The sequence below is a fragment of the Perlucidibaca sp. genome (assembly GCF_057084925.1).
The window spans coordinates 64,334-74,862 of sequence record NZ_JBXMRC010000028.1; the positions used below are offsets into that span (position 1 = coordinate 64,334).

Annotated in this window: 12 protein-coding genes and 1 tRNA gene; 6 read left to right on the forward strand and 7 right to left on the reverse strand. The window is 56.6% G+C overall.

Features of this window, described 5'->3' with window-relative positions; all coding sequences use genetic code 11:
* Position 1: 1 nt before the first annotated feature.
* On the reverse strand, positions 2–1,009 hold the full coding sequence (locus tag AC14IB_RS09430) for a hypothetical protein (protein WP_484231636.1): 1,008 nt from the start codon (positions 1,007–1,009) through the stop codon (positions 2–4).
* Between the two features lie 9 nt (positions 1,010–1,018).
* A complete protein-coding gene (ilvA, locus tag AC14IB_RS09435; protein ID WP_484231637.1) occupies positions 1,019–2,545 on the reverse strand; it encodes a threonine ammonia-lyase, biosynthetic in 1,527 nt (508 codons plus the stop codon).
* Positions 2,546–2,650: 105 nt separating this feature from the next.
* Here ilvA and rpiA point away from each other — a divergent pair, with 105 nt between their 5' ends.
* Positions 2,651–3,322 carry a ribose-5-phosphate isomerase RpiA gene (gene rpiA / locus AC14IB_RS09440; protein WP_484231638.1) on the forward strand — a complete coding sequence of 224 codons (672 nt, stop codon included), beginning with the start codon at positions 2,651–2,653 and terminating at the stop codon, positions 3,320–3,322.
* Positions 3,323–3,334: 12 nt separating this feature from the next.
* Here the strand turns inward: rpiA and AC14IB_RS09445 are convergent, their stop codons facing one another.
* Both AC14IB_RS09445 and AC14IB_RS09450 read right to left on the reverse strand, forming a co-directional pair.
* A complete protein-coding gene (locus AC14IB_RS09445) occupies positions 3,335–3,844 on the reverse strand; it encodes an acyl-CoA thioesterase (protein ID WP_068857580.1) in 510 nt (169 codons plus the stop codon).
* Positions 3,845–3,847: 3 nt separating this feature from the next.
* A complete protein-coding gene (locus tag AC14IB_RS09450) occupies positions 3,848–4,117 on the reverse strand; it encodes a metal-sensitive transcriptional regulator (RefSeq protein WP_068857579.1) in 270 nt (89 codons plus the stop codon).
* Positions 4,118–4,229: 112 nt separating this feature from the next.
* On the opposite strand from AC14IB_RS09450, the gene AC14IB_RS09455 reads away from it, so the two are divergent.
* Genes AC14IB_RS09455 through AC14IB_RS09475 form a run of 5 tightly spaced genes read left to right on the forward strand, consistent with a single transcriptional unit; the run spans position 4,230 to position 7,039 of the window.
* The gene (locus AC14IB_RS09455; protein WP_484231639.1) at positions 4,230–4,658 is read left to right on the forward strand and encodes a YeeE/YedE family protein; all 429 of its coding nucleotides are present in this window, start codon (positions 4,230–4,232) and stop codon (positions 4,656–4,658) included.
* 1 nt (position 4,659) lies between these two features.
* Entirely contained in the window at positions 4,660–5,073 is a 414-nt protein-coding gene (locus AC14IB_RS09460) for a DUF6691 family protein (protein WP_484231640.1), read from the forward strand.
* Positions 5,074–5,088: 15 nt separating this feature from the next.
* Positions 5,089–5,784, forward strand: coding sequence for an MBL fold metallo-hydrolase (locus AC14IB_RS09465; RefSeq protein ID WP_484231641.1), 696 nt, complete (start codon positions 5,089–5,091; stop codon positions 5,782–5,784).
* Positions 5,785–5,787: 3 nt separating this feature from the next.
* Positions 5,788–6,576, forward strand: a complete 789-nt coding sequence (locus AC14IB_RS09470; RefSeq protein WP_484231642.1) for a sulfite exporter TauE/SafE family protein — start codon at positions 5,788–5,790, stop codon at positions 6,574–6,576.
* A gap of 28 nt (positions 6,577–6,604) precedes the next feature.
* The gene (locus tag AC14IB_RS09475) at positions 6,605–7,039 is read left to right on the forward strand and encodes a protein tyrosine phosphatase family protein (protein WP_157686231.1); all 435 of its coding nucleotides are present in this window, start codon (positions 6,605–6,607) and stop codon (positions 7,037–7,039) included.
* On the opposite strand, the gene AC14IB_RS09480 is transcribed toward AC14IB_RS09475, so the two are convergent.
* From AC14IB_RS09480 to AC14IB_RS09490, 3 genes are all read right to left on the reverse strand, one after another.
* The gene (locus tag AC14IB_RS09480; RefSeq protein ID WP_484231643.1) at positions 7,028–7,891 is read right to left on the reverse strand and encodes a hypothetical protein; all 864 of its coding nucleotides are present in this window, start codon (positions 7,889–7,891) and stop codon (positions 7,028–7,030) included. The genes AC14IB_RS09475 and AC14IB_RS09480 overlap by 12 nt on opposite strands.
* A 41-nt stretch (positions 7,892–7,932) precedes the next feature.
* A complete protein-coding gene (locus AC14IB_RS09485) occupies positions 7,933–10,245 on the reverse strand; it encodes a galactose oxidase early set domain-containing protein (protein ID WP_484231644.1) in 2,313 nt (770 codons plus the stop codon).
* Between the two features lie 129 nt (positions 10,246–10,374).
* A tRNA-Arg gene (locus tag AC14IB_RS09490) sits at positions 10,375–10,451 on the reverse strand.
* Between the last annotated feature and the right edge of the window lie 78 nt (positions 10,452–10,529).

Sequence of the window (10,529 nt, forward strand, 5' to 3'; positions counted from 1 at the left end):
GCTAGTGCCAGCGCGCCATCACCTTCTTCTGCAAATTAAGCACCGCCGGAGCTTGCCCGGCTAAGGGTCGGCCTTTTTCGACGACCCAGCCGCTGGCCTTGCGCCATAAGCTGCCAAGGGCATCGTGCGGCAGGCCCAGTGTGTCGGCGGTGAGGGGGTCGAGCAGGCTGCGCGCCAGCGCCAAGGTGCGGCGTTCAGCAGCAGGCAGGGTGTCGGCCGATGCCACCATGCGTAACCACGGCAGTACCAGCGGTGCGCCCAGTGAGGATGGCGGCTGCAACAATACATGCCTAAGCGCATGCGCCTCCTCTTCGTTGCTAGCCAACCACAGCGCCTCCACCCCTAGTCCCTGACCGAAACCAATGGCCCAGTGCCGCAAGCCAGCGCGCTGTGCGCCATTAAGGCCAACGCCCAGCGCATCGAGGCTGCGCATCATTTCTTCTGACAAACAAATCACTAGCGTCGCTAAATCGCTTTGCGCGAGCACAACACCGAGATGATTTTTGTCAATGTCAGCTTCGGCATCGCGACGCAAAATCGCCAGCTCTAAACGCATTAATCGCAGGGTGTCTGGCGTGGGCAGATGTTCGCAGAGCAAAGCGTCATCTAAGTGCTGCATAAAGCGTTGCAACGGGCTCAGTGGCCCAGGCCAGGCACCGGCCCAGCGCGCTTGGCTTAGCAGACGCAGGCCCCCGCCAGCTTGCCAAGCCAGTCGTACTGCTAATGGGAATTGCTGCACATAGGCTTGCCAGGCGGCGAGCTCGGCTTGAAAGCGGGGCTCCTGCCAACGAGAAACGGCGTTCTCTTGAGACAGAAACTGCAGGCATAGCGGCTGCTCCTGCTCGGCTTCGTATTCGATGAGCTTGAGCAAGGTCTCGGCATCGCCAATGGGGTAGATCGTGGAGAGCAAGTCGGCCAGCGGGTCGCCTACATGCTGCCAGTAGTCCAACGGTTGCGCTTGAATGCGCTTGAGCACAGCGGCATTGGGCTTGGGCAGGCGCGGCAACATGGATTTATCTCAGCGCAAAAAGAGTTGATAGGCTGGGTTGCTGCTCTCGTCGGAGTAGGGATAGCCCACTGCATCGAGTGACAACTTCAATTCCTTGAGGCTACGCGAACCCAACTGCAAGCCCACCAGCACGCGACCATAAGCGGCGCCATGGTTGCGGTAATGGAACAAGGAAATGTTCCACTGGGTGCCAAGCTGGGTTAGGAAGGCCATGAGTGCGCCTGGCCGTTCGGGGAACTCAAAGCGGAAGAGGCACTCATCGACCAATCCGGCATGACCGCCAACGAGATGGCGCGTGTGCAGTTTCGCCATTTCATCATCGGATAGGTCGAGCACGGCGTAGCCTTTGCGTTGCAAACCTGCGACCAGTTCAGCGCGTTCTTCAGCGCCATTGCGCACGGTCAAGCCGACAAAGACATGGGCCTCGCTGCTGTCACTGAAGCGATAGTTGAACTCGGTGACATTGCGTTTACCAATGGCCTGGCAAAAGGCTTTAAATGCGCCAGCCTGTTCCGGGATAGTCACCGCTAAAACCGCTTCGCGACCCTCGCCCACTTCCGTGCGCTCGGCGATGTGACGCAGGCGATCGAAATTCATGTTCGCGCCAGAGTTGATGGCGATCAGGGTCTGGCCCTGCACGCCGTCGCGCTGAACGTACTTCTTTAGGCCGGCGAGAGACAGCGCGCCAGCGGGCTCACTGATGCAACGGCATTCATCGAAGATGTCCTTGATGGCGGCACACATTTCATCGGTCGAGCAGGTGATGACTTCATCGATGCAGACCTTGGCGATGTCGAAGGTGTGCTTGCCAATCTGCTTCACGGCAACGCCATCCGCAAACAGGCCCACTTGGTCCAGCGTGACGCGCTTACCGGCTTTCATTGCGGCTGCGAGGCAGGCCGAGTCCTCGGCTTCCACGGCGATGACGCGCACCGATGGCCGAACATATTTGATGTAGGCGGCCACGCCCGCCATCAGGCCGCCGCCGCCGACCGGCACAAAAATCGCATCGATGGCGCCTTGATGCTGCCGCAAAATTTCGACCGCGACTGTGCCTTGGCCGGCGATGATCTCGGGGTCATCGAAAGGATGCACGAAGGTATAGCCCTTCTCGCTCATCAGCGTTTGCGCGTGCGCGAAAGCGTCGTCGTAGCTGTCGCCGTGAAGCACGACTTGACCACCGAGGGCACGCACGGCATTGACCTTAATGTCGGGCGTGGTCTGCGGCATCACAATCACGCCTTTGATGCCCAGCGTTTTTGCCGCCAGCGCCACGCCTTGGGCATGATTGCCGGCAGAGGCGCAGATCACGCCCTTGGCACGGTCATTGTCACTGAGCTTGACGATTTTATTGAAGGCGCCGCGCAGCTTGAAGGAAAACACCGGTTGCAGGTCTTCGCGCTTAATCAGAACCGTGTTTTTTAAGCGGCGTGAAAGCAGGCGAGCAGGTTCGAGCGGGCTTTCGATGGCGACATCATAGACACGAGCTTGAAGTATGCGTTTTACGATTGCATCAAGTGCGAGGACATCGGGCATGGCGGACTGCTTCCGGACTATTGGCTGCGAGTATACTACGCGTCCCGAAGGTGGCGTGCCGCCTGTCAGACGATCGTCCCCATTCTTGAGCTACTGGAGCCCACTATGTCCACTGTACTTTCTGCCGATGCCCTGAAGCGCGCGGTTGCCGAAGCGGCGCTCGCCCATGTGCGCGATGGCGAAGTGCTTGGTGTGGGTACGGGCTCTACAGCGAATTTCTTCATTGATGGCCTCAAGCCGATTCGTCACAAAGTAAAGGCAGCGGTTGCCAGTAGCGAAGCCACCAAGCTGCGATTGGAAGCCATCGGTATTGAGGTCGTTAGCCTTAATGATGTGGATCACATTGGCGTCTATGTGGATGGCGCAGATGAGATCAATGCGGCCTTAGAAATGATTAAGGGCGGCGGCGGCGCGCTTACCCGCGAGAAAATCGTGGCGGCGCTGGCAGACACGTTTGTATGCATCGCCGACGACAGCAAATGGGTGAGTCAACTTGGCACATTTCCACTGCCCATTGAGGTCATTCCCATGGCCCGCTCAATGATTGCCCGCGAGCTAGTGAAGTTGGGTGGTAGCCCGGTCTATCGCACTGGCTTTGTGACCGACAACGGCAACGTCATTCTCGACACCTACGGTCTGGATATTCGCAACCCGGTGGAGCTGGAGACACACTTAAATAATCTCGTGGGTGTGGTCTGCAATGGGCTGTTTGCGCGGCGACCAGCCGATGTTTTATTGCTTGGCGGCAGTGCTGGTGTGAGAACCATTACCCGCTGACTTACTGCATGCTTACTGCTGTTGTTGCTGCGCCTGCACGCGGAACGCTTTCAGCTCTTCGGCGTGGCGCAGGCGCTGGCTACGGCGCAAATCGGCTTCCCCTGCGCGTCGAGTCTCCTCGCTGGTTTGGGTGATGAGCCCTGGCACAGGGCTGGGTTTGTTGGCCTCATCTACCGAGACAAAGGTCAGATACGCCGAGAGAATATGTCTGCGCTCTCCATTGATGGCCTGTGCATCAACGCGGCAGCCCACTTCGAGGGATGAGCGCCAGACCTGATTCACCGCAGCGGCAAAAATCAACACATCGCCCCGCTTTGCCGGCGCCAGAAAGTGCACGGCATCGACGCTGGCCGTGACACAAATCCGATCACTATGACGGCACGCCACTACCGCACAAAGCCTGTCCATTTGCGCCATGATCATGCCGCCAAAAACGGTGTCATTCGCGTTTAAGTCGTTGGGGAATACCCAATAGACCTGATCGGTGACGGCGCTGGCGGAAACGGGTTTGGCGAGGCTCATGGCTTATCCATATTTGCGTAGCAGAGAGGTCATGTGAGCTGTTGCAGCAGCAATGTGTTCACGGTCTGGGTTGGCCGCAATTTCCATTTGCAAATGACAGGCGACCATCTCGTGAAAGGTCTTGTCCAAGGCTTTGCGGGCAGCCGAGAGCTGCTGCGCGATGCGGTCACAATTGTCGCCGTTTTCCATCATGGCTTGGATGCCACGAATCTGGCCCTCAACTCGGCGAAGTCTGAGGATGAGTGCGCGTTGATGCTGCTCTCTGGGCGACATGGTTTTTCCGTCATCACTATTCCAGATTCATGCTACGACAAGCGACCTGGCTTGTGTACCTAATATACTGGGGGTAGTATAAAAATCATCTCTTCATTATGAGCTAAATCCTATGTCTGAATTTCCTATGGCTTGGCAGGCCGGCTTACAGGGTGGGTTACTGATTGGATTTGCCGCGGCGTTGCTGTTTGCCCTTACCGGTAAAATTGCCGGCATAAGTGGTTTGGTAGCCACGGCATGGCAGCGGCAAGATAGCGCGGCAGGTTTAGCACGAGCATTTATTTTGGGTATGTTGGTTGCAGGCCTGTTCGCGACCTATGTTCTGCGAATTGTGCCTCCCATGCTGCCGAATATTGGTTTGCCTACCCTGATCGCGGCTGGGCTGCTGGTGGGCTTCGGCACGCGCTTAGGCAATGGTTGCACCTCCGGGCATGGGGTTTGTGGGATCAGCCGGTTGTCGTGGCGATCTCTTGCGGCAACGCTCACGTTTATGGCGTCCGGCATAGTGACAGTAGCTGTGCTGCGTGCGGGAGGAGCCTAATATGAAAGTTCTTTCAGGCTTTATCTGCGGTCTACTTTTCGGCTTGGGCTTGGTGCTATCCGGCATGACCGACCCCGTCAAAGTGCAGGGTTTTCTCGATGTGACAGGGCAATGGGACGTGACTTTGGCATTTGTCATGGTCGGTGCCATTGCGGTGGCCATGCCCGCATTTATTTGGCTGCGCCGCCGCGCGCAACCGGTCTTTGCGCCGAGCTTTAAATGGCCACAGGCTACGCAAATAGATGGCCGATTGTTACTCGGCGCAGCGCTCTTCGGAGTCGGCTGGGGTCTGTCTGGGCTTTGCCCCGGGCCGGCCTTAGTGAGCATCGTTCAGGGCGGACAAGACATCGTGGCATTTGTGGTCTCCCTGCTGCTGGGTAGCTGGGTGCATGACCGATTTATCCGTTCGGCCTAGTACGGAGTACTTTCGATGATTTTTCGCCAGCTCTTTGATAAAGCATCCAGTACTTACACCTATTTACTGGCGTGTGAGCAGAACGCTAAGGCGTTACTCATTGATCCGGTAAAGGAGCAGCTACCCCAGTACTTGCAATTACTCCGCGAGCTGAACGTAACGCTGTTGTATGCAGCAGATACACATACTCATGCCGATCACATCACGGCTCTGGGTGCATTACGTGATGCCACAGGTTGCGTGACCTTAATGGGGGAGTTCACTCGTGCGAGTTGCGTATCGCGCAACCTTAAAGACGGTGAAGTGTTCGCCGTGGGTTCGCTTTCGATACAAGCCCTGTATACACCGGGGCACACGGATGAATCGTTTAGCTTTGTGCTTAATCCAGCGCATCCCGAGGCGGTTTTTACCGGTGATGCGCTACTGATTCGGGGCACCGGTCGAACGGACTTTCAGGGCGGCAGTGCACAGAAATCTTGGCACTCGATTACGCAAAAGCTTTTTCAACTACCTGACGATACGTGCGTATATCCAGGTCATGACTATAAGGGCTGGACGGTGTCGACGATTGCGGAAGAGAAGCGCTTTAACCCGCGCCTAACTGGGCGCAGCGAAGCGGAATATGTCGCCATCATGGCCGCACTTAATCTGCCTGATCCGGCGATGATGGATATTGCCATCCCCGCTAATCTCGCCTGTGGGCAAGGCTAGTTCATGCTGGTTATTCTGGGACTCATGGTTGGGCTCGTGCTTGGCCTAACCGGCGCTGGAGGTGGCATGCTGGCTGTGCCAGCACTCATGTTTGGTTTGCAATGGAGCGTGACTCAGGCCGCCCCCGTGGCATTAATGACGGTTGCTCTCAGTGCCAGTGTGGGCGCTTTGGATGGCCTGCGTAAGGGCTTGGCTCGGTATCGTGCTGCCTTGCTCATGGCTGCAGTCGCACTGCCCATGAGCGCGCTGGGTTTGATGCTGGCGCATCGCCTGCCTGCATCGGCATTAACCCTGATTTTTATAATTGTCATGGTGTTGGCTGCGCTACGTTTGCTGTCCTCAAACGCCACCAACGAGTCCGCAGAATTATTAATTATCCCGGTTAATCCGAACTCCGGCCGTTTTGTGTGGACCCCCAAGCGTGTGCTTGCGATGTCTACGTTCGGTGCATTTTCTGGTTTGCTGACAGGCTTACTGGGTGTCGGCGGCGGATTCATTATTGTGCCGGTCTTACGGTTTTTTACGGACCTGAGCATAGCGGCTATCGTGGCCACATCGCTGATGGTGGTTTCGTTAGTGAGTAGCTTGAGCGTGCTGATGGTTATCGGAAAGCTTAGCTTGACCAGCCTTATGCCCGCGTTGCCGTTTATCTTTGCAGTGGTGGTGGGCTTGGTTTTTGGGCGCCTCATAGCCCCTAGAATGCCTGCACAGCGTGTACAGCAGAGCTTTGCTATTTTGATGATGATCGTTGCGACTGCACTCGGAATTCAGGAGTTCAGCATGCTAGGCTAAAAGCATGAACTACTGCCCCGAGTCTGCTATGTCCTTGCCCATTCCCAATCTGTTGTTTATTGAACCTAACCACTACGCTGGCGGTTATGTCAGCCCAGAAGCTCTTGCCGAAGTAAAGGCGGCCGGTATCACGCATGTGATCGATATGCTGCCCGAGCATGAACATGGAGGCTTTGATGAGGCGGCTTTGGCGGCTGAGCTGGGCCTCTACTACGCGCACTTGCCCATTGTCGGCGGCCATGACTTAAATCGCGCTAATGCTGAGGCACTGCATAGCCTATTGGCGGCTAGCGGCGAGTCGCCGGTCTTGGTGCATTGCATGAGTGGCAATCGCGTTGGTGCGCTATTCGCACTGCGAGCGTTTTGGTTGCAGGGTATGTCGGCGGTAGAGGCCCTAGCGGTGGGTCGTCGCTACGGCCTCACCAAACTAGAGCCTCTGGTGGTGCAAATTTTAGCGCTTTGACAGCCAGCGGCTTTCGCCTTTTAGCGTAACCAACTGCGTATCCACCCGCAGTTGGATTTGCCAGGACAGCGGCTTCTTCGTGCCTTGCTTGCCACGCGTTCTGGGCTCAATCCAGGTGTAGCGCGGCGCTGTTGATACTAACTGCCAATGCTTTTCTTTCTGCTCACCTTGGCGCAGTCCTTGCTGTGCGGCAGTGTCACGCCACAGGGCACTTTTTAGGGAAGCCTCCGTGCCGATTTTGGACAGGCGGATAAAGGGCTGACCATCCTGGTCCAGTACCGTGACGACCGCCTGAGATGCGTTGCTCAGCATGATGCCGTAGGGCTGCCCCGGAATAAGCGCGACACGGATGCCATTGGGCAGTACCGGTTTGGCTTGCCAGTTGGCCTGCCAATAGCCACTTTGCTGGGCCGGCGTGAAACGACCTGAAATCACGCTGGGTTTGTCGCCGACCAGCACCGGAACTTGCCAAACCGAATCAGCGCTTACCGATGAAGGCTTTAGGCGGCTATCAAACCAGCCCCAGCTATTGCTGGCTTTCACCTGTTTCCAGAGAGGTGCGTTGCCGGCCTCCGGTTTGCGGCCAGGTAGCCCGCCAGGAAGATAGGTCTTTAACCAGTCGGGATGTCGCGTATTGGCTTCAACGCGATCGCGACTGATTCTGAGAAAAGGCTGCTGGTTCTGACCCAAAATGGTGATGACTGACGCACTGCGGTTCTCCAGCAATAGCTGAGGCGCTAGCGTGTCGGTGAGCTGCACTGAAATGCTGTCAAGCTCCTTAGGTAGCGTATCCAGCACGGGTCTGTAGCTTTCGCCATGATTGACGTGCGCATGGGCCGACAGGCTCAGCATGACGAGTATGCTGAGCCAGAAAGGACGAAGCTGCACCCACATCAGCGTTTCGCCACGCGTGCCGCAGGTGCGTTGCAGCCAATCGCACGACTGTCTGCGCCCTCAATGGTCAGGGGTACCGAAACCGAGGGTAGACGCTTGCCCGATGCGTCCTCAGAGACGACAAAGAGCATGTAGGACCCTGGGGGTAACGCACCTTTTTGGGTTGGCAGGCGGACTTGTAAGTTATTGGTGCCGGTGTGCGGTAAGACCACCGTACGCTGATCGCCATCAATAATGTGGGTCAGCGTGGTGCGCTTAACCAACAAGACCTCTTTGATATTACTGCCTTCGGTGTTTACCGAAATCGTAGCGCCATGGCTGGCAGAGTTCGGTGCCGAAGTAATGCGCGGACGATTAGCCGCATACATATAGGGCGGGCTGTAAATCTCGAAGCTGGGGTCGCGACCTTGGTTGGGGGATAAGCCTAATGCGCTCAAATCCAACGAAAAGAGATAGCCCGTGTTAATGGGTGAATGACCACCCACCAAGACGCGACCATCCGGCAGCAGCATGGCGGTATTGTGATAGGTGCGGGGATTGTGTTGGCGGGCCATCACGCGCCAAGTCTCCGTTTTCGGGTCGAAAATTTCAGTCTCTAAAATGGCTGCACCGGTGCCTGGCAGCAGCACTTCGTCTCGATCTGCACCCGAGAACACCATCACTTCCCCTGTGGGCAGTAATACCCCGGTGCCGTACCAGCGAGGCTTAATGAGGCTGCCCGTAATGCGGGATTCGTAGGCCATGGTGTCATCGTTTGCAATGTTAATGCGGTCGATGCGAGACAGATTGGTGGTGATATATGACCCGGGGCTGTTAGCCGTGATGGCGCCGAGTACGCCGCCTGCGGTAAGGAACTCAGCATGGTCGTAGCGCCCTTGTGCGTTGGGTCGCAGGGGCATTTGAATCGAGAAAGTAGAGCCACGGAAGCCAGAACCAATGGCGCTCATGAGTGTGCCTTCTGGGTCCTTCGTAACGCTATCCAGTATCGGCATAATCAGGCCTGCAGGATCTTCCGTGACCGTACCCAGTAAGCCCGTGAGCGTCTTTTGGATGTCCGTTGCTATTTCCGTGTTGGTCGGGTTTAGTGCGGACCCCAAGCGATCCAGTCCAATCTCGTTGAGTTTTAAGGGAAGGCCAGCATAGCCGAGGTCGGTCCAGAGTTTTTTATCCGGATCGTAGGCGGCAATGATGTTCCAGAGCGCTTGATCATAAGACTGGCCAAAGGGGTTAAAAGCTTGCCCGCCAGCGTTGTAGAGCACATGGCCATTCGGCAGCAAATGCTGACGTGGGTACAGCGGCAGTGAACGCTCGGCGAGTGGGCCGTTTTCAGTCCAAGTGCCACAGCCTAGGTCGTAAGTTTCGGTTTGTGTGACGTTGCGACCAGAGGTCTCAGGGCGCTCGGGGTAAATCGGTTTAATCAGTTTGGTGACACCTGAGGAAACCAAAATATCGCCGTTAGACAGAGTGGTTAGTGAGGGGTACCAGCGACCATAGGTCATATCACCGGTTTTCTTCCAGCTGTTATCGCGGTAGTCAAAAATACGGGCGTTGCGAATACCTTCCAATTCCGAAACGCCAATAGCAATGGGCTTTTGAATGCCGGGCTCGAAGTAGTAGTCCGTGCCACCTACGGCCATCACACGCCCGTCAGCGAGCATTTCTAAGTCGGCGCAAAAGAGCGCGCCATCGTTGTTCGTACTGGCATCGGTATTGTCGATTAAGCCTTTGGGTAGCAGCAGGGTGGCTTCGTAGCCATCAGGATTTGCCCCGCCATCCACGGGGCTAGGCTGCATCCAGCCCGCTGTTTTGCCACTCAGGGACATCACGCGTGTTTGGTCGTTAGTCACTACCGTGCCGGCCTCAAAGAAAATAGAGAACTCAGCATCCTCCGTGCCTTCCAGCGCATTGAAGTAGAGCACGCGATCATCTGGCAGGAGTGCAATGGAGCCCGCAGCGGGCTTGCACTCGGTGGGTCGGCCGTCGGCCATGCGCAGGCATCGATCATCTTGCGGTAATTGTCGCAGCGGGTTTTTCAGGTTGCCCTTGGGCGTGAGCAGGCTGGCGAAGGGTGAGTCGTCTGCAGCCGGCTGCTCCGCCATGGCTTTCATGGCGCTGGGTCCCCAGGGCTCAACAAAGGGTTCGGTGAAGCAGCCAACCGTATTGCGCAGTTCCGGCGCGCAGGCGTCATCCGGAATTTCAGCGCTGCCCGTGATGCGTGCACTGCTGGAAGAAGAGGAGTCGTTGCTGCCAAGGCAGGCAACTAGCGAGAGTGTCGTTCCAATAAGGAACAAGGGCTTTAGTGTGTTTTTCATGATGTCCACCTTTTGCAAGTTGGGGCAATCCTGAATTAGTGCAGTTGAGAAGCAAGGAACAAACTTAGTGATCCGACGAATGTCGTTTTTGTGTGAATGAACGGTTAAGTATGTGTAACACAATTTGGATGGTGCGCCAGGCGGGATTCGAACCCACGACCCCTGCCTTCGGAGGGCAGTACTCTATCCAGCTGAGCTACTGGCGCATTGTGGTGGCTTGATGCCGTGTTGCGAGGGTGTTGCGGGGCGCATGGTACTGGGCTGGCGATCAGAACGCCAGCCCA

Excerpts from the sequence above, each read along its gene's own strand:
- AC14IB_RS09430 (WP_484231636.1), bottom strand. The coding sequence starts at position 1,009 with ATGTTGCCGCGCCTGCCCAAGCCCAATGCCGCTGTGCTCAAGCGCATT.
- ilvA (WP_484231637.1), bottom strand. The coding sequence starts at position 2,545 with ATGCCCGATGTCCTCGCACTTGATGCAATCGTAAAACGCATACTTCAA.
- rpiA (WP_484231638.1), top strand. The coding sequence starts at position 2,651 with ATGTCCACTGTACTTTCTGCCGATGCCCTGAAGCGCGCGGTTGCCGAA.
- AC14IB_RS09445 (WP_068857580.1), bottom strand. The coding sequence starts at position 3,844 with ATGAGCCTCGCCAAACCCGTTTCCGCCAGCGCCGTCACCGATCAGGTC.
- AC14IB_RS09450 (WP_068857579.1), bottom strand. The coding sequence starts at position 4,117 with ATGTCGCCCAGAGAGCAGCATCAACGCGCACTCATCCTCAGACTTCGC.
- AC14IB_RS09455 (WP_484231639.1), top strand. The coding sequence starts at position 4,230 with ATGTCTGAATTTCCTATGGCTTGGCAGGCCGGCTTACAGGGTGGGTTA.
- AC14IB_RS09460 (WP_484231640.1), top strand. The coding sequence starts at position 4,660 with ATGAAAGTTCTTTCAGGCTTTATCTGCGGTCTACTTTTCGGCTTGGGC.
- AC14IB_RS09465 (WP_484231641.1), top strand. The coding sequence starts at position 5,089 with ATGATTTTTCGCCAGCTCTTTGATAAAGCATCCAGTACTTACACCTAT.
- AC14IB_RS09470 (WP_484231642.1), top strand. The coding sequence starts at position 5,788 with ATGCTGGTTATTCTGGGACTCATGGTTGGGCTCGTGCTTGGCCTAACC.
- AC14IB_RS09475 (WP_157686231.1), top strand. The coding sequence starts at position 6,605 with ATGTCCTTGCCCATTCCCAATCTGTTGTTTATTGAACCTAACCACTAC.
- AC14IB_RS09480 (WP_484231643.1), bottom strand. The coding sequence starts at position 7,891 with ATGCTGAGCCTGTCGGCCCATGCGCACGTCAATCATGGCGAAAGCTAC.
- AC14IB_RS09485 (WP_484231644.1), bottom strand. The coding sequence starts at position 10,245 with ATGAAAAACACACTAAAGCCCTTGTTCCTTATTGGAACGACACTCTCG.